A 19,786-nucleotide genomic window follows, 5' to 3' on the forward strand; every position below is an offset into this window, starting at 1 on the left:
GTCGAATTCACCCGTTCTGCCATACCGAATGTTACCGGCATGTTCCCCACGCGTAATCAGCGCATGAATGGGAGGAAACGACGTGAAATCTGAAGCTTTTATAACAGCAAGCAGATTTCACAGGCCCTCCACCGGTCCACAAGACCATTCCAGGCGGATGAAATCTGAGCACACCGTCCGCACGCATCAACCGGGAAAACAGGATCGGCCAGGATCCCGCCACAGGGTTCGTCCCTTCCATCAAGCCGCCGGCATACACCGGCACGAGCATCCGAACACCCGAACCCGTCCCCTCGCGTGCAGCAGCATCAAGAAAGAGGATTGCATGAGATTCGCAGACACCGCAATCACGGCGCGGGACGACTGTCACGCCTGTAGCCCGCATTTCGCTGATATCGCAACAACCCCATGCCGCGGGGAGGCAACACGATGAACTTCAACCCGGATCATATCATCATCACCATCGGCTGCGAATACGGTGCCGGCGGCCCGCAGATCGGCAAGATGCTCGCCGACGCGCTCGGCATCGAATACTACGACCGCGACCTGGTCGACAAGGTCGTCAACCAACTGGGCGTCAGCCGCGGCCTTGTCGAGCAGGCCGATCAGAAAACGAACGTCCAGTACGCCTTCGAAACATCCCTCGGCCCGCGCTACGCGAACCTGAGCAACCGTGTCATCTTCACCCAATCCGAGGTCATCAACGACCTCGCCGAAAAATCATCATGCGTCATCATCGGCCGTTCCGCCAACTACCTGCTACGCGACCGCGACGACGTGCTCGACGTGTTCCTATACGCACCAAAGGACGTGCGCATCGAATCCATCATGGAACAAGACCACGTGGACGCCAAGAAAGCCAAGGAGATCGTCGAATACAACGATGAGCTCAACCATTCGCGGCACAAGTACATCACCGGCACCCACCGCGGCGACCGCAGCCAGCGCGACCTGCTGCTCGACACCAGCCTGCTGGGATGGGACAAGACGGCGAAATATCTGCTGATGCTCGTCGAGATGCTGGGCGAGTGACGAGAGGAAGTGAGACAGATGACTGACAAGAAATCATCGGAATTCGATAAGGTTTTCAACGTCTGGGACATCCTCGTCATCGCCTTCGGCGCCATGATCGGTTGGGCGTGGGTCGTCTCCAGCGGCGACTGGATCGACCGCGGCGGCGTCATCGGCGCCATGCTCGGCTTCGTGCTGGGCGGCGTGATGATCTTCTTCATCGGCCTGACTTATGCCGAGCTGACACCAGCCATGCCGGACTGCGGCGGCGAGCACGTCTTCAGCTACCGCGCCATGGGGCCGACCGGATCCTTTGTGTGCACATGGGCCATCATCCTCGGCTATGTCAGCGTCGTGTGCTTCGAAGCGTGCGCCATGCCGACGATCATCACCTATCTGTTCCCAAGCTTCCTGCAAGGGTATCTGTACACGGTCGCAGGATTCGACATCTACGCGTCCTGGCTCGCCGTGGCCATCATCATGGCCGTGTTTATCACCTATATCAACGTCCGCGGCGCGAAAACCGCAGCCATCGTACAGACCGTCCTCACCTGCGTGATCGGCGGGGCGGGTATTCTGCTGATCGCCGGCTCCGTGATCAGCGGCAACCCGTCCAACCTTGAAGGGCAGGCGTTTGTCGGCGGCAACACCGCGAGCGTGTTCGGCAATATTCTGCGTGTCGCGATGATGACCCCGTTCTATTTCATCGGCTTCGACGTGATCCCGCAGGCGGCCGAGGAGATCAACGTGCCGCTCAAGAAAATCGCGAAAATGCTGCTGCTGTCGATTCTTCTCGCCGTCGCGTTCTACGTGCTCATCATCTTCGCCGTCGGATATGTGCTCAGCCCCGAGGCCATCGCGCAATCGGAAAGCTCCGGCAGCGGCCTGGTCACCGCCGACGCCATGGCACGCGCCTTCCGTACTGACATCATGGCCAAAGTGCTGATCGTCGGCGGCTTGTGCGGCGTGGTGACCTCATGGAACTCCTTCATGATCGGCGGCAGCCGCGCCATGTACTCCATGGCCGTCTCCTACATGATCCCGCCGGTATTCGGCAAGCTGCATTCCAAGTACAAGACCCCGTGGGTGGCCATCGGCCTGATCGGTCTGCTCAGCTGCCTGGCGCCGCTGCTCGGGCGCAAAATGCTCGTATGGATCGTGGACGCCGGCAACCTCGCATGCTGCGTCGCCTACTGCATGGTCGCGATCTCCTTCGTGATCCTGCGTAAGAAGGCTCCGGACATGCCACGCCCGTACAAGGTCAAGCATTACAAGTTCGTAGGCTTCATGGCTATCGCCATGTCCGGGTTCATGGTCGTCATGTACTGCATTCCCGGCAGCGCGGCGGCCCTCGTACCCACCGAATGGGCGTTTGTCGGCGGTTGGGTGCTGCTCGGCGTGGTCTTCTACTTCGTGTGCAAGGCACGCTATGGCGAGAAATTCGGCACCTTGGTTGAAGTCGCCAACGACGAACTCGACAAGGATTACGCCCGCGAGCGTTCCGCCGCAGCCTCCATCGCAGCCGGCGAAGCCGCCGAAACCACTGCACCCGCCAAGGTCGCCACAATCGGCCAAGCGGAGGTCACCGCCGCCGTGTCCGCGGTCACGGCTGCCGTTACAACCGCCGACCAGCCTACGGCACGCACATTCAGCTACTACGCGCCGGTGAATCTCACCTTCGGCGCGGGCACGCTGGCACAGACCGGTGAACTCGCCAAGCCGCTCGGCTCCAAGGCGCTGGTCGTAACCGGCCATAGCAGCGCCAAGAAAACCGGCGTGTACGACAAGGTCAACAATTCGCTCACGGCGGCGGGCATCACCACCGGCTTGTTCGACAAGGCATCGGCGAACCCGCTGACGACGACAGTCGAAGAGGGCGCGCGCATCGCGAAGGACGGCGGTTACGACATGATCGTCGGCTTGGGCGGCGGCTCGGTGATGGATTGTGCCAAGGGCATCGCGTTCATGGCGAAGAACGACGGTGATATCAACGATTACATCTATGGGTGCAAGTCCAGTGATGTGGCGCTGCCGCTCGTGCTCATCCCCACCACCTGCGGTTCCGGTTCCGAAGCCAACGGGTTCGCCGTGCTGACGAACCCGGAGAACGGCGACAAGAAGTCGCTGCGCTGCCCGGCGATCATGGCCAAACGCTCGATTGTGGACCCTGAAGCCATGATGACCATGCCCAAGGGCCAACTTGCGGCGGTCGGTTTCGACGCGTTCTGCCATTGCTTCGAAGCGTACACCGCCAAGAACGCGCAGCCGTTCACCGATGCGCTCGCCCTGTATGCACTGCCGTTGATCCTTGACAGTCTGCCGCGGCTGGTCGCCGGCACGGGCACGCTCAAGGACTGGGAGCATATGTCCGAGGCGGCCACAATCGGCGGCCTGGTGATCGGTACGGCGGGTATCACGTTGACGCACGCCATGGAGCATCCGGTCTCCGGTTTGAAGAATGTGACGCATGGCAAGGGGCTGGCGGCGCTCGCGCCGACCGTGGTGGATGCCACATGGCAGGGCGACCGGTTCAAGTTCGGCCGTCTGGCGCGGCTCATGGGCGGTTACACGGCTGAGGATTGCGCCGGCAAGATCCGCGGGTTCGAACGCAAGATCGGGCTCGACGTGACGCTGGGCGACCTGGGGATCAGCGAATCCGACATCCCGTGGCTCACCCAGAACGCCATGAAGGTCTCCCCGGCCAATATCGCCAACACGCGCACCGAAATCGGCGCGGAAGATATCGCCGAACTGTATCGCAAGGCGCTGTAAAGGTTGCCGGCGGGCGGCGGCCGTCGTACGAGGACGCGAACGCGTTCATGGTACGACGGCCGCCGTGTTGTCATGTTCCGAACGATTCAAGGAGAAGGAATACCATGCGTATCAAGAACGCCGAATCCGATGACTTCCCTGAAGCGTTGCGTTTCATCCGCGCGCTGTGGGATTACAACACGTATGCGGATGGGCCTACGCGCGACGTGTATGAGCGGGTGCTTGCCGATGATGCGAGTTTCGTGTTTTTCCTGCTTGACGATGAGGGGCGTTATGTGGGCATGTGTCATGGCGATTATTTCGAGACGTTCTGGATGTGTGGACTGACATGTTATGTGTCCAGTCTGATTGTGGATGAGCACGAACGGGGCAAAGGCTATGGCACGATGATGCTCGATTATGCGGTCGAGCTGGCGAGGCAGCGCGGATGCCGGGCGATGACGCTTGATTCCGGTCTGCCGCGTACGGCCGCGCACCGGTTCTATGAGAGGTATGGGTTCGAGCGCAGCTGTTACGGGTTCGAGCTGCAATTGCCGTCATCTCGCTGAAATGTCCAATATGCGGACAGCCCCATCGGCTCTGGCCCGGTTCGGATACCGCGCGGACCGGCATCCGCGCGCCCGGTGTCACTACGCCTGAAGACGGTATTACAGAACGATAAAACCTTGGAATCAAGCGGATTTCACAACACCGGACACCATGCCCGCAACAGCTGCGCCCAATTCGTACGACACGAATGTTACATGGAAAACACTCCTGTTTCGACAAAGAAACGACCCCATTTCAAAATGTCAAAAGCAGAGCAATACGCGGGTGTTAAACATTTCCATGTCAGGAAAAACGGCGACGAAATCCACAGCGTTCCGCCACCGTTATTGCGAAAAACATAGTCAAGGAGATACCGCGATGACATTGGCCGAAGATATGCCCCAGATTATCACTGAAAGCGTTCCCGGTCCCAAGACCCAGGAGTTCCTCAAGAAGCGTAACGAAAACGTCCCGGCAGGTCTGTGCTCCTCGACGTATCCGATCTGCATCAAGCGCGGCGAAGGCGCCATGTTCGAAGATATCGACGGCAACAAGTTCCTCGACTGGGTCGGCGGCGTCGGTGTGCTCAACATCGGCTACTCCCGTCCGGAGCTCGTCAAGGCCGTGCAAGACCAGGCGACCAAGTACTTCCACACGATTTTCAACGTCATCGGCCATGAAGGCTACGTTGAGCTTGCCGAAGGCCTGAACGAGACGATTCCGTGTCGCGGCGAACACAAGAAGACATATTTCGCGAACTCCGGCGCCGAATGCGACGAGAACGCCATCAAAATCGCCAAAGCCTACACCGGCCGTCAAGGCGTGATCTGCTTCTCCGGCGCATTCCACGGCCGCACCAACCTGACCATGGCCTTGACCGCAAAGAAAGCGTACTCCCGCGGCATGGGCCCGTTCCCGGCGGATATCGCGCGTGCGCCGTACCCCTATCTGTATCGCGCTCCGAAAGGGTATTCCGAAGCCGAAGCCATCCAGTATTACGTGGACGGCCTGAAGAAGGTGTTCGACCAGGGTATTCCGGCGAAGGAAGTCGCCTGCCTGCTCGTCGAGCCGCTTCAAGGCGAAGGCGGATTCATCCCCGCTCCGATCGAATGGGTCAAGGCCGTACGCCAGATTTGCGACGAGAACGGCATCCTGCTCATCGCCGATGAAGTCCAGTGCGGCAACTGCCGTACCGGCAAGTACTTCGCTTCCGAATACTGGGCTGAGGCTGGCGCCGCTCCGGATATCGTGACCACCGCGAAGTCGCTCGCCGGCGGCATGCCGATTTCCGCCATCACCGGTCGCGACGAAGTCATGGATGCCGCCCCCGCCGGCACCATCGGCGGCACCTTCTGCGGCAACCCGCTGTCCTGCGCTTCCGGCATCGCCGCCATGAAGATCTACAAGGAAGAGGACTTCCCGGCGAAGGCCCGTCACATCGGCGAGCAGGTGACCGCGGGATTCAAGGCGCTGGCCGACAAGTACGACGTCATCGGCGATATCCGTGGCCTCGGCGCGATGATCGGCGTGGAATTCGTCAAAGACCGCGAAACCAAGGAACCGGCAACCGAGCTGGTCGCCAACCTCATCCAGGAGGCCTTGCAGCGCGGCCTGCTTATGGAGTCCGCAGGCACTGACAGCAATGTCATCCGCTTCCTGGCTCCGCTCGTCATGACCGATGAGCAAACCAAGCGCGGTCTGGAAATCTTCGAGGAATCCCTCAAGGCGGCGCTCGCGAAGTAACAAGTACATCTTGATGATCGCCCGGGCCCCCGGGTCGGACGATCACCAAGACAACATGACTGTGGGCCGTTCCATCCGTACGATGGGACGGCCCACAGTCATTCCGGCGGTCCGGAAGATGTCCAGCGGCTTCGCGGCCTCGCGCCGGCGTTCAACTCACACACCACAGGTACGACGGCGGAATCCACATCGTGAATCACGCCATGCACCCTGGTCCATAGGAGTGCCGGCTTGGCCGTCAGGGCAGACACCAAGCCGGCTTTCGACTGTGCCGAATCACAGTGCTTCGTTGTACGCGCGCACCTTGAGCACACGGCGGGAAGACTCGACGTTCTCGATGATGATGCGGCGCAACGCGCGCGGCGCATCAGCATGCTCACCGAGCCACTGGTCGCCCAGACGGACGAGTTCCGCCGGATCCGCATAGGACGGGTACAGCCCTTCGAGCAGGGCTTCGGCCATGTGGAAGGTCTTGTGTCCCCACACCCAATCCACCTGATTGAAATACTCGGCGGCATACGGCTTGGCAAGGTCCTCGCGCGGAGTGGACGCGAAGCCTGCGGCAACCGACTCAAGCTGCATATTGGTCAAATCGCCGTTATGCAACGCCTGATCCCACGCCCAAGCCTTCGCCTTCGCAGTCGCACGGCTCGCGCGCGCACCATACGCGAACTCACGGTTCTCGGTCGTGTCACGCTTGGCAAGCTCCCCGTCAATACGCGCATTATCCGCCGCATTCACGCGGGCAAGCGCCTTGAGGATCGTCCAACGCATATTGTTGTCGATATCCAGCCCCTCGAGCGTGATGCTGCCGTCAAGCAGGCCTTCAGCGTTGGCGAGGAACCGGTCATCGCCTTCCACGCCATACGTGAGATAGGCGCCGACCAGCTGGAACTGCTCGTCCGAACCTGCCTGTGCCTTGCCGGCGAGCTCCCACAAGCGTTCGGCGGTATCCTTCGCCACTTGGGCGCTACGGTCTGCTGCAACATAATGGTGAGCCGTCGTAGCGACCTGGGCGAGCGCGTAACGGAAGGTCGTGGACTCATGCTCCGTCGCCAACGCGTCAAGACTCGTCTTGATGAACCGTTCGGCCGGGAATTCACCATCACGCGTCATATCCCACAAGGACAGCCAGATGACGGACCGGGCGAGCGGATCGGCGAAACGGTACAGGTTGTTCGCGGCGAATTCGAGGGACTTCGCATCGAACCGCAGCTTCGTATACGTCAAATCATCATCGTTGACCAGAATAAACGCAGGACGCTTCTTGCCGGCGGCTTCCTCCACGACAGGAAGCTCACCGGTCACGTCGAGTTCAAGCCGGTCAGTGCGCACAATCCGCCCGTCAGCGTTCTCGTCATAGAAGCCGACCGCCAAACGGTGAGGACGCAGTACGGGATACTCGGCGGACGCGCTCTGATCAAGCGTGAGCGCGGCGATAGTGCCGTCAGCATGCTCCTCGACATGGGCGCTGATGGTGTTGATACCCGCAGCTTCCAGCCACTGCTTGCTCCACGCCTTCAAATCACGGCCGGAAGTCTGCTCCAGTTCGGCAAGCAGGTCGGCGAGCGTCGCATTCCCATACGCATGCTTGTTGAGATAATGGTTAATGCCTTCGAAGAACTTATCCCGGCCGACATAGGCGACAAGCTGCTTGAGCACGGACGCGCCCTTCGCATACGTGATGCCGTCGAAGTTCACATAGGTGTCATTCAGATCGTTGATCGGCGCGACAATCGGATGCGTGGTCGGCAGCTGATCCTGCGCCTGGCCCCAGCTTTTCTCGCCGGAGCTGAAGGTCGCCCAGGCGTCATGCCATTCGGTCGCCTCGGCGGTGGCGAGCGTGGACATGAATTCAGCGAAGGATTCGTTGAGCCACAGGTCATTCCACCATTTCATCGTCACGTAGTCGCCGAACCACATGTGGGCAAGCTCGTGCAGCACCGTGACCACGCGGCGCTCGGCATAGGCGTCAGTCACCTTGGATTCGAACACGTACTGGTCGCGAATCGTGACCATACCGATGTTCTCCATAGCGCCGGCATTGTATTCCGGCACGAAAATCTGATCATACTTGGCGTACGGGTACGGCACGCCCCAAGTCTTGGCGTAGAACGCGAAGCCCTTCTTGGTGATGTCAAACAGATAGTCGGCGTCCTTATCAAGCGCGTCCTTCAGCGCCTGACGGCAGTACAAGGCCATCGGCACAGTACGGCCGTCCTCATTCGAATATTCAGCATGCCATTGCGCGTACGGTCCAGCACAAATCGCAGTCAAATAGGAGCTCATCACCGGCGTAGGCTCGAAATCCCACTTGCGCGAACGCTCAGCCGGATGGTCGCCGAGCGTGCCATCCGCAGTAAGCTGATCCACATCCTCAGTGGACGTGACCGGCATATTCGACGTGACAATCCAACTTTGCGGGGCAAGCACGTGGAAATCGAAAATCGCCTTCACATCAGGCTGATCGAACACCGCGTACACACGACGGGCATCCGGCACCTCGAACTGGGTATACAAGTACACATTGCCGTCAGACGGGTCGACACTGCGATGCAAGCCCTCACCCGTATGCGAATACTGGCAGCGCGCCTCAACAGTGACCTCATTATGTTCAAGCAGGCCGGCAAGGCGGATACGATGATCGCTGAACACCGTCGCCGGGTCGAGGCTCCTGCCGTTCAACGTGACCGAACGGACCTCGTCGGCAATAAGATCAAGGAACGTGCTCTGTCCCGTGCTCGCGCCGAAGGTGATTGTAGTAGTCGAGCCGAAATCTTCAGCCCCCTGCGTCAAATCAAGGCTGACCGTGTAATGGACGGGCGCCTTGACAATAGACTTGCGTTCCTGTGCTTCCTGCCTCGTGAGGTTCGAGCCTGGCATGTCGCTCCTTCCTTCTACGGCTTATGCTGCGTGTCTTCGAATGCTCGCCCGACGTGGTGCGCTCGCCGTGAACTTGGGCTGTATGCGTCGGACCTCTCGCGCTTGATGCCGTATTCGTTGTAAAACATTGCGGCGCGACGTGTAAGCCACGCCGCGCCGCTTGCTATTCATGCTTCAGTGCTTTCCGCACTGGTTTCTGTACCAGCACGATTCTACGCCATGGTGCGGGCAATGTCCATCACCGACATGGTGTGTATGCAAGGAATGCGAAGCCGAAGCAGGAAGAAACAAGGAAGCGCCATCCCAAAATCGTCGGGATGACGCTCGCCATACTGTGTTTGCACTGATCGTCTACACGTCAGAGCAGCGGATCGGTTTCATCGCGCTGAGCGATATCAGCGACCACCGGCACAATCACCGGCTTGCGATGCAACTGCCGGGCGACCCAACTGCCAAGCGTACGGCGCATGATCTGCTGGAGCTTATGCGTGTCACGCGTGCCCTGCATCATCGCGTCCTGCAACTGTTCGACAATCTGGTGACGAACCTTGTCGAACTCGCTTTCATCCTCGGCCACAGCGTTCAAGTAGATCTTCGGACCGGACAGGACGTCCGCGGTATCCGTATTGACCACTACGAAGCTGGAGACAAAGCCTTCGGTTCCAAGGATGCGACGCTTCTCAAGATCCTCGTCAGTCAGCTCGCCGACCGAATCACCATCGACATACACGTAGCCGCACGGCACGGAACCGACAATCGCGGCCTTGCCGTGATACAGGTCGACGACATCGCCGTCCTCCGCAAGCACAACATTGTCCGGAGCCACGCCGGTCTTGACGGCAATCAAACCGTTGGCGACCAAGTGGCGGTTCTCACCGTGAATCGGCATCGCGCACTTCGGCTTGATGATGTTGTACAAGTACAACAGTTCGCCTTCATTCGCGTGGCCGGACACGTGGACAGCCGCATTGTCCTTGTTCACCACGCGGGCGCCCAACTGGACGAGCTTGTTGATTACACGGTACACGCCGTTCTCATTGCCCGGAATCAGGGAGCTCGCCAGAATGACGGTATCGAACTCGTTGACGGTGATGTCACGATGATTGCCATCGGCGATCCGTCCGAGGGCGGCCATCGGCTCGCCCTGCGAACCGGTGCACATGTAAACGATCTTGTCGTCCTGGATGTCCTTGGCCTTCTTCAGGTCGACAACCGTGCCTTCAGGAATATGCAGGTAGCCCAAATCGGCGGCGATTGACATGTTGCGCACCATGGAACGGCCGACAAACACAACCTTACGGCCGTACTTGTGGGCGGCGTCAACAACCTGCTGAACACGATGCACGTGGCTGGAGAAGCTGGCGACGATGATCTTACGGGTCGCTTCAGCGAACACACGATCGAGCACCGGGCCGATCGTGGTCTCCGGGCGCACGAATCCGGGGACTTCCGCATTCGTGGAATCCATCATCAGCAAATCGATACCCCGCTCGCCAAGCTTGCCGAACTCGACCAAATCAGTGATCTTATGATCAAGCGGCAGCTGGTCAAGCTTGATATCGCCGGTATCGATCAGCGAGCCGGCGGGCGTGCGTACGCATACGGCGAGCGCGTCCGGAATCGAGTGGGTGACAGTGACGAATTCAAGGTTGAACGGGCCGGCCTTGATCTTGTCGCGGCCTTTGACCTCAATCATCGTCGGGTTGATGTGATGCTCTTTGCACTTGGCTTCCACGAAGGCGAGCGTCAACTTCGAGCCGATCAGCGGAATATCCGGACGCAGCTTCAGCAGGTACGGCACGCCGCCGATATGATCCTCATGGCCGTGCGTCAGCACGAGCGCCTCAACCTTGTCAAGGCGATCCTTGATGTAGTGGAAGTCAGGCAGAATCAAATCGACGCCCGGCTGCTCCTCCTCAGGGAAAAGCACACCGCAATCAATGAGCAGCAGGTGGCCGTTATATTCGACCACGTTCATATTGCGGCCGATTTCGCCGAGACCGCCAAGCGGCACGATACGCATCGAACCCTTGCGATACTTCGGCGGGGCGATCAACACATCATCCTGCTGGGGGGCTGTGGCGAGCTCCTGGGGGCGCGAACCACGGCGCGAAACCGTACGGCCGGCATTACGGGCCGATGACGCGTGGGAGCGGCGACCGGTATGCTGGCCGCGCCTACGGGAATTGCTCTTATTCTGTTCTTGTTCTTTTGCCATTTCCTTGTTGGGTTTCTGTTACTTAGTGCCCGCGCCTATGCGCGAGCGAGGTCATGCCCGTCACAGGAGGCCGGCGGCACGCATGCCTTCACGCGCGCGTTCAAGCTCAGGCTCGCCCGGGCCGACATTCGGCAGGCGCATGGTCGTGCAATCCAGCACGCCACGGACCTTCAACGCGGCCTTGGCCATCACCGCCTGGAAACCGGTGCCGTTGAGCGATTCAACCAGCGGGGAAAGCTGGACGGCGATCTTCTGCGCCGTATGGATATCACCCTGGTCGAACGCGTTCGCCAAATCGCGCATCGGGCCGGCAGCCGCGTGGGCGATCACCGAAATAATGCCGACAGCGCCGACGGACAGGAACGGCAGGAACAGACCATCATCGCCGGAATACCATGTCAGGCCGGTTTCCAGACGCTTACGCACCGCTCCTGCGATGTCGCCCGTAGCGTCCTTGACCGCCTTGACATGATCCAGTTCGGCCATGCGACGGTAGGTTTCCAGCTGGATATGCACGCCGGTACGTCCCGGAACGTCATAGATGATGATCGGCTTGTCCGCCGACTCGTTGACCGCCTGATAGTGACGGAAAATACCCTCTTGTGAAGGGCGGGAATAGTATGGCGCCACCACGAGCACGGCGTCGCAACCCGCTTCCTGGGTCTGCTCGACCATGCGCACGGTGTGCGCGGTGTCGTTGGAACCGGCACCGGAGATAATCGGAACGTCAACCGCTTCCTTGACGGCGGTGACAAGATCGACTTTCTCTTCCATGTGGGTGACCGGCGATTCGCCGGTCGTGCCGTTGACTACCAGACCATCTGCACCATCCGCGACCAGCTGCTTGGCGAGTTTCTGAGCCGCCTCATAATCAATGGAACCGTCGGCTTTCATCGGCGTAACCATAGCGGGCAAAATGCGCCCAAACGGCGCCGGATCAAGAAGATGCATGGTGGTGTCACTCATACCAAGTAACCGTACCTCTGGGGTGGGACGCAGGGCACGGCGCATCCCCAGCCCCGCCCAAGGCTCCCCGACATCTCTTTCCTCTCCATCTGCTTCTACCGACACTCACAGAGCGCTCAGCATCGATACACCCCCCTACCGACGCTCACATGCCACTCAGCGTCGGCAGAAGCAGAAGCACAACCTTCTGCCGACGCTCACACAACGCTCAGCGTCGGCAGAAGGTTATAGGGGTGGGTTAGAGATTGAGGAAGTGGTCGAGGCCGATGGTCAGGCCTGGGTAGGTGTGGGATGCGATCTTGCGTACGGCGAGCAGAACGCCGGGCATGAAGGAGATGCGGTCGAAGCTGTCGGCGCGAATGGTCAGTTGCTCTCCGGCGTTGCCGAACAACACTTCCTCATGGGCGTTCAGGCCGCGCAGACGCACGGCGTGCACGTGAATACCGTCAACCACCTGACCGCGCGAACCACCATCGGTCTGCGTGTTGTCCGGAACCTCACCAAGGCCGGCGTTCCGACGGGCTTCGGCGATGGCGTGCGCCGTGTGGATCGCCGTGCCGGAAGGCGCATCCACCTTGTTCGGATGATGCAGTTCGATGACCTCGGCGGATTCGAAATACGGCGCTGCGACCTTCGCGAAATAGTCCGCCAGTACCGCGGAAATCGCGAAATTCGGCGCGATGAACACGCTCTGGTCTTCACGCGGCGCCTTGGCGAGCGCCGCACGGACCTGGTCGAGCTTCTCGTCGGTCCAGCCGGTCGTGCCGACCACCACGTCAACGCCTTGTGCGACAAGCGTCAGCACGTTCTCCAGCGACACCGCCGGCACGGTGAATTCGACGACGACATCGGTGTTGTCCGGGGTGATTTGGGTGAGGTCGTCACCGGCGTCAAGCGCGAGCGCGAGGCTGGTATCTTCCGCCGTGTTCACCGCTTCGACCACGTGAGAGCCCATGCGCCCTTTGGCGCCGACAACGGAAACCTTGATCATGATTACTCCTTACGTATTCCGGCGGCACGGATGCCATGCAAGCCTGTGAAACCCGCCGGAATGTCATCGATACCCCTTACGGATACTTACTCTTACGAATGTAAAGAGACGCTTTGACGGTTTGGCGCGCTTCGCTGTGACAGCCACCATCCGAGCAGTGCGATCGGGATGGCGCACGCAGTGGCAATCCACGGGATCATCAGCCCCGCGTGCGGTCCGGCATGGTCGACAACCACGCCGGCGATGGTCGATCCGAGCGACGTGCCGACGGTTCCCGCAGTCGTCACCCATGAGAGCCCTTCTGTCAGGGAGCTTTCGGGGACGATGTCTTTGACGATGAGATTACCGGTCGCGAACAGCGGTGAGACGCATAATCCGGCGAGCACTTCGAATACGCCCAGCAGGATGAGATGGTCCATGCTCAGGCGGAACAGCACGTATCCGCAGGTCAGCAGGAACAGGAACCCCACCATATGCGACCAGTTCGAGCCTTTGAGCTTGCGGGTGCCGAAAATGATCGCGCCGATGCATGAGCCAAGCGCGAACATGGCGAGCTGTAAGCCCAGGAACCGTTCATTGCCGAGGGTTTTGTAGTCGGCGGTCATGGATACGTCGAAGGCGTTGAAACTGACGTTGAATACGACGAACACCGCCAGCAGCAGGGCAATGCCCGGATAGGTGAGCACGCTGCGGTTGCGTTGACGTGGGGTTCGTAAGCCTCCGCTGTCAAGCGCAATCGAGCTTTCCTCGGTTTCCGGACCGCGGCTTGCGGCGCGCAGCACGTCGGCGTCGTCGGCTGGAGCGGGTGTGATTTCGACCACTTCGATGACAGGCGGAGCGGTGTTACGCAGCGAGAAGAACACCGCTCCCCCGGCTCCGGCGGCGATGGCCGGCACAAACAGTTGGGAGACGGGGCTTACGGATGTCGCAAGGAACGCGGCGAGAATAGGACCGAGGATGAACACGACTTCATCGACGGCGGCCTCCAACGCATACGCGGTGTTCAGCAACGAGCCGTCCGGATTGCCGCGTAGCGCGTACGCCCATCGTGTGCGTACAAGTGCGCCGATCGAGAACTGGCACAATCCCATGAGCATGGCGAGAACGAACAGTACGGCGATCGGCACGCGAGCCATGGCGGCGAACGCGAACACCAGCATGCTGGTCACCTGCAAGCCCAGGACGGGGAATCCGACGCGGCGCTGGCCGAGCCGGTCGAACAGTCGCGCGTAGAACGGGGTGACCGCCGACACGGCAAGGATATAGACCGCGCTCATGGTTCCGGCGATGGTCCAGTTGTTGTACAGGTGGTTGAGCGCGAGCACGATGCCCAAGCTCATCATGGATATCGGCAGACGTGCGATCGCTCCGGAAACGCAGAAGGCTTTCGCCCCCGGCAGACGGAAGAGTCGCGCGTATGGGGAGCCGGCAGGCTTGGAAGCCGCGGCGGTGGCGCTTGACGGCGTCGTGGCCAATCAATCACCCCGTTTCGGTTGTTGGCCGGCATGTTGCGTATTGCCGGTCCGGTCGGTGTGCCGACGATGCCGTACAGTCCGGGAAGGCTCCCCGGAGTAGATGAACAGGTCGTTCATCCGCCCGTACATGGTTTCGACATGGTCTTCCGGATGGTCGGCGGCGATGCGCTTCGCGTTGCATACCAGGCCTTGATGGTCGTAGAAGCCGACATCACAACTGTTGTCGGTGTGCAGGAAGTAGCGTTTGACGCCATGCTTCTGGAAGTACGCCATGAGACGGGACCACAAGCCTCCGCCGACGCCATGGCCGCGGGCTTTTGGAGAGACCAGGAACAGTCGCAGTTCGGCTTGGGTGACGCTGCCGATCTGGCTGACACGTTCGAGACGGCTTTCTGCGCGATGCCAGTAGGTGACTTCACGCAACGCAACCGACCCGGTCTCGTCGGCGCGCAGCCGGTCGTCGATGCCGGCGAGCGTCTCCTGCGCATGCGGGTAAAGTGGATGTTCACCGTTGATTTGGGCGAAAGTCAGGCCGAGGACCTGCCCGTCGAGTTCGGCGACTTCCGCCCGGGTAGTGCCTTCAAGATAATGCAGGACGAATCGTTTCGACACCATCTGCGAGAGCGGACGGCGCCCCGACAGCGGTCTGAACCCCCAAGTCTGGTCGTATTCGTCGATGATTGCCGGAAGGTCTTGCGCTTCAAGCGGCCGGTAGGTGACCTTGCCGTCTGCTGTGGCGGCGGCTGCCGGTCCGACGGGTGCGGCGGACTCGGCGCGATTGTGCATCGTCGCCTGCGGGGCGATGATTTGCGGTGTGCGATGATGCGGTGTGCGGTTGCGATGGGCGATGCGGTCGCCATCGGTTCGGTTCCGGGATGGTGCCTTGGCACTGTGGATATGGTCGCGGGTCGCGCCCATGATATTCCTCACTTTCACTTCGAATCAGCATCCGGCACGTGTGCCCGCCCACACATGCTGCTCGAGGGTCGCGGCCCCGCTGGCATGACCGTCCCGGACGCGTTTTCCAGTCCGTGGAACGCCGCCCGCGCCCTCGCGCAGGTCAGTCGTTGTCAGATTCTTCGGGGATTCCGGAGCTCAGCTCGGCAAGGATATCCTGTTCTGTTTTCCCGCGTGCGTGCAGCTCGCGGTCGCCCTCGGTGGGCTCACTCAGATAGTACAGGGTGGCGTCGATGGTGTCCAACGGGACGTTCTCGATACGCGAAAGCAGCAGCCGGTACATGTCCAGCTGGGCGAGCTTTTCGTTGATATCCGCCGGTTTGCGTGGTTTGGTTCCGGTTTTCCAGTCGACGATGGTGAACCGTTTGGTGGTGTCCTGCTCGTCGAGGCCGCCGTAGAAGACCGCGTCGAGCTTGCCGTGGACGATGATGCCGTCCAGTTGCGGCAGGGAGACGACGATCTGGCGTTCTGCCGCTTGGGGGCGGCGACGCGCCCACCGTGATTCGACCAGTCGGCATTCCCATACGGCGAGCCGCTTGTCGACGGCGCTGACCGATTGGGCGGCATCAGCGTACCGGTGTTCTCTCGCCTGCAAATCCTGGATCATGGCTTCACGTGAAACCATCACGCCGGATATTGGCGTGTCCCCCGTACCGTCCGTGATGGCGGTGTCATGGAACGCGTTGATGAAGCGTTCCGCCCACGCGTGGAATACGGTGCCCGCTTCGGCGGTCGGCGAGGCGACATGCGGAATCGGGCGGACCATACCACGCCAATATTGTTGCAGTTTGCGGCTGTCTGCTTGTCCGCTTTGGGCTTGCAGTGAAGTGACCGAACGGCGGGTATTGGCCATGAGTCGTTGCGCGGCCTGCTTGACCTGCTCGTCAAGGTCGTCGCGATCGGCGTGCAGCTGGTATTCCTGCGGCTGCAAGTCGATATCATCAAGCAAGGCGCGTGTTCTGCGCGATAGCACGTCGGTATCCGTGAGCTCTTGCGGTTTGTGTTCGGCGCTGATCCAGTCGAGCGTGTTCTGTGCAGACTGGTCGAGTTGGTGTCGGGTTTGCTCACTCAAGGAGCCCGGCCACGGCAGATGCTCATCAGCATGGGTCAGTTCGACCGGCGTGCGCCATGCCTGACCGACCACCGCGTCTTCGAATATGTGCGCGTCATCGCCGATGAAGAAGCCTGTGGGCAGGTGCTCCCCCGCCGATTCAAGCGTATGCGGCTGCCCGTCGTCGGCATGGGTGTCCGGGTCTGCTTCAAGCTTCTGGCTGTTCGCCCAGGATGGCAGCGCCACGACATCGAGCACCGTGCCCAGCGCCCCCGTGCGCGCGTCATGGCTCATGGAATCGTGCATTTCCTGCCAGAACACGGATCCTGGGGTCGGCCTGCCGCCTGAGGCGATCATGTCCGTCGTGTTGTATTTCGCGGCGGTGACCAGCACCTCGTGTTTGGCGCGGGTGACGGCGACATACGCCAAACGCCGCTCGTCCTCGTGCAAACGGCGGCCGTACTCCTCACGTTGCGTGAGGAACAGCTGGTTCTTGTCGATGGTGTCCATGTCGTCCAGCGGCAGGTCACGGCCGGTGCCGAACACTTCGTCGGCGACGGTGAGCGTGTCGTCGAATGCGTCGAGCGCTTCGACCGGGTCGCCCCCCACCGTCGCATCATGCGGGAATCGCGGCAGAATATCAGCGTCGGCACGCACAGGGGCGGGCACCATGTCAGCACTGGTCAGCCACGTATTGGCCTGCTCCGTATACTCCGGCGGCTGCCACGCCCCGGATGCGTCCGACGAGCCGGCGGACAGGTTTTTGCTGTCGTCCGTGGTTTTGACGCTGAGATAATCACCTTGATTGCTGGGGAACGTCGTCTCGTTGACATCGACGACGGCGACGGCATCCCATTGCAAACCTTTGGCCTGATGGACCGTCATGAGGATGACGTCAACCGGTTCCGTGGCGATCGCCGCAGTCGGATCGTCCACTTGTCTCAGCGAATCGACCCACGTGATGAATCCGCGCAGGGTGGCCTGCCTGCCTTGGGTGATTTCCTGGGTGTAGGTGCCCACCAGTTCAATGATCGACTCGACCGGAGCGTGGGCGAGGGACGGGTCGACCGGAATGTCCGGGAATGCGAACGCTTGGGCGAGCACCGTGTCGATGTCCAGATCGAGTGCGCGTGCCGCCGCACGAACCACATGGTCAAGCGGCAAATCCATCGCCTTGCGTACCTCACGCAGAATACGTCCGGCGTGCAGCACGGCGTCCACTGCCGCGTCGCTCAGCCCGCTGCCTGCCAGATCATCCACGGTTTGTGCGTGATCGACCACGTCGGACAGGTACACCAGATGCGGCAGTTGTTCACGATGCTCACGCACGATGGCTGCACGCTCGCGCGCCCCTTCCTCACCGGTCGCATATCCCGCTTGGATGAGCGCCTGATACCGGCGATCAGTGTCACGCCGGTTGGCGAGCGCGGATAATGCGGTCAGGTCGCTGGCTTCCATATGGAATCGTGGGGTCGCCAGCAGTCGCATCAGTGATTGCGAGTCGGTCGGGTCGCTTACCACGTGCAGTAATGCGAGTACGTCGCGCACGTCCGCGCGTTCCAACAGTGCGGAGTATCCGACCATCTGCACGCTCAGTCCGGCATGGCGCAGGGCTTGATCGTACTTGGCCATCCGTTGTTTGCTGCGGAACAGTACGGCGACGTGGGGTCGCGCTTTGGCCTCGGCTGCAGGATCGTCGCCAGTGTGACGTGCGATGGCGAGTTTCGCGAATCGTACGACCGCGTCGATTTCCTGGCCGAGGGTCTCGTATTCTTGGACGCCGATGGTGCCGAGTTCATCCCGGTCGGGGGCGGGGTTCAGGGGAAGGACTTCGACTTCTGCCATGCGTGAGCTGCTCGGTCTGCGATGGGGGCGGCGCAGCTGCATGGTGAGGTTGTTGGCCATTCGCAGTACCGCACGGGGGTTCCTGCGGCTGATGGTCATCGGGAAGGGGCGGTATCCGGGCTGTTCCAGGCCGAACGCGCGTTGGAAGATCCGCAGGGCTCCCGGGCTGGCTCCTCGCCACGCGTAAATCGACTGGTAGGGGTCGCCGACGGCTGTCACTGCGGACCGGTCTTCTGCGGTGATATCGGCTGCCGGGTCGGATGTCTCGGGGTGGAAGAGGGCGGCGATGAGTTCCGCCTGCGTGGTGGACGTGTCCTGGTATTCGTCGAGCAGGACGTGCGTGTACCGGTGTCGGTATTGCTGGCCGATGGAAGGGAATCGTCTGACCAGCTGGTAGGCGGCGATGGTGAAATCGCTGAATTCCGCCATGCCGGCTTCCCGTTTGGCCTGTTCGTAGGCTTCGACCAGGTCGAGCAGGACGTTGCGTTGCCGGGTCACATCCAATAGTTGCGCGCAGTGGAACAGTGCGGAGTCGGCACGCTGGTTGCGTAATTTGTCCTGATACTCCCTGACTTTGTTGGCGTAGGTTGTGTCGCTGTCTTTTTTCAGTTTTCGTGGTGGTTTCGGAGCACCGTTGCCCAGTGGATCATCCGCGGGGATCGCCGTTGCGCGTTCTGTGGTATCGGCGTCGATGATGTGTTGCAGGCGGTCGATGAACGCGTCATCCCAAGTTCTGATGCGGCGTATCGCTTCATCAAGTGAATCGCAGTCCCCGCCGATCATCGCCCCGCTGATGGCGTGGGACAGGTTGAGCAGCCGGCCCACCAGCGTGGTGAACGCCCCCTGTTGCGTGCCGTCGGGAGTGTCGTTGTCAGCCGGATCGGCTGCCGATCCGGCACCGGTTTCATCGTCGGCTTGTCCCACGGCGGCGAACAGGTGGTCGAGATGTTCGTCAACCACGTTGGACGCCAGCTGGAACGCCCCGGCGTCGCTCAACGGTTGCGCATCTTGGTCGAAACCGACCAGCAGGCCGTATTGTCTGACAATCGACTGGAAGAACGCGTCATAGGTCATGACGGTGGGTTTGAGCAGCATGCTGGTGCCGTTTGCCGCGCCGCTGGAAACCCTGCCGGACAGTTCCGCGGCGGCTTTCTTGGTGAACGTCAGGCCGAGGATGCGCTCCGGCGGCACGCCTGAGGCGATGAGATGGTTCACGCGTTCGGTCATTGTCGTGGTTTTGCCGCTGCCCGCGCCGGCGACGACCAGCACGTCATCGGCTTCGGGCGCGTTGGCGACGTTCGCCTGTTCTTCGCTCAAGCGGATGGTTGTGTTCATGTTCGCTCCAC

The 19,786-nt window shown here is 60.8% G+C and carries 11 protein-coding genes; 4 read left to right on the forward strand and 7 right to left on the reverse strand.

Going from position 1 to position 19,786, the window contains the following annotated elements; translation table 11 throughout:
- The first annotated feature begins 408 nt into the window (after nucleotides 1-408).
- From BBOU_RS03610 to BBOU_RS03625, 4 genes are all read left to right on the forward strand, one after another.
- Entirely contained in the window at nucleotides 409-1,032 is a 624-nt protein-coding gene (locus BBOU_RS03610; RefSeq protein WP_238552003.1) for a cytidylate kinase-like family protein, read from the forward strand.
- Nucleotides 1,033-1,050: 18 nt separating this feature from the next.
- Nucleotides 1,051-3,783, forward strand: coding sequence for a bifunctional amino acid transporter/iron-containing alcohol dehydrogenase (locus BBOU_RS03615; protein ID WP_026502807.1), 2,733 nt, complete (start codon nucleotides 1,051-1,053; stop codon nucleotides 3,781-3,783).
- Between the two features lie 104 nt (nucleotides 3,784-3,887).
- Nucleotides 3,888-4,331 (forward strand): GNAT family N-acetyltransferase, encoded by a 444-nt coding sequence (locus BBOU_RS03620; protein ID WP_026502808.1) that lies wholly within the window; start codon nucleotides 3,888-3,890, stop codon nucleotides 4,329-4,331.
- 358 nt (nucleotides 4,332-4,689) lie between these two features.
- Nucleotides 4,690-6,054, forward strand: coding sequence for an aspartate aminotransferase family protein (locus tag BBOU_RS03625; RefSeq protein WP_026502809.1), 1,365 nt, complete (start codon nucleotides 4,690-4,692; stop codon nucleotides 6,052-6,054).
- Between the two features lie 276 nt (nucleotides 6,055-6,330).
- Here BBOU_RS03625 and pepN read toward each other — a convergent pair whose 3' ends face one another.
- The 7 genes from pepN to BBOU_RS03660 form a co-directional block, all read right to left on the reverse strand.
- On the reverse strand, nucleotides 6,331-8,937 hold the full coding sequence (gene pepN, locus BBOU_RS03630; protein WP_026502810.1) for an aminopeptidase N: 2,607 nt from the start codon (nucleotides 8,935-8,937) through the stop codon (nucleotides 6,331-6,333).
- A gap of 358 nt (nucleotides 8,938-9,295) precedes the next feature.
- Entirely contained in the window at nucleotides 9,296-11,155 is a 1,860-nt protein-coding gene (locus BBOU_RS03635) for a ribonuclease J (protein WP_026502811.1), read from the reverse strand.
- Between the two features lie 60 nt (nucleotides 11,156-11,215).
- On the reverse strand, nucleotides 11,216-12,121 hold the full coding sequence (gene dapA, locus BBOU_RS03640) for a 4-hydroxy-tetrahydrodipicolinate synthase (RefSeq protein ID WP_026502812.1): 906 nt from the start codon (nucleotides 12,119-12,121) through the stop codon (nucleotides 11,216-11,218).
- Between the two features lie 238 nt (nucleotides 12,122-12,359).
- A complete protein-coding gene (dapB, locus tag BBOU_RS03645; RefSeq protein WP_026502813.1) occupies nucleotides 12,360-13,112 on the reverse strand; it encodes a 4-hydroxy-tetrahydrodipicolinate reductase in 753 nt (250 codons plus the stop codon).
- 92 nt (nucleotides 13,113-13,204) lie between these two features.
- Nucleotides 13,205-14,587: an MFS transporter gene (locus BBOU_RS03650; protein WP_026502814.1), complete on the reverse strand. Its 1,383-nt coding sequence runs from the start codon at nucleotides 14,585-14,587 to the stop codon at nucleotides 13,205-13,207.
- The gene (locus BBOU_RS03655) at nucleotides 14,588-15,505 is read right to left on the reverse strand and encodes a GNAT family N-acetyltransferase (RefSeq protein WP_051616693.1); all 918 of its coding nucleotides are present in this window, start codon (nucleotides 15,503-15,505) and stop codon (nucleotides 14,588-14,590) included.
- A gap of 142 nt (nucleotides 15,506-15,647) precedes the next feature.
- On the reverse strand, nucleotides 15,648-19,775 hold the full coding sequence (locus BBOU_RS03660) for an ATP-dependent DNA helicase (RefSeq protein ID WP_026502815.1): 4,128 nt from the start codon (nucleotides 19,773-19,775) through the stop codon (nucleotides 15,648-15,650).
- Between the last annotated feature and the right edge of the window lie 11 nt (nucleotides 19,776-19,786).

The organism is Bifidobacterium boum (genome assembly GCF_000741535.1).
GTDB classification, from domain to species: domain Bacteria; phylum Actinomycetota; class Actinomycetes; order Actinomycetales; family Bifidobacteriaceae; genus Bifidobacterium; species Bifidobacterium boum.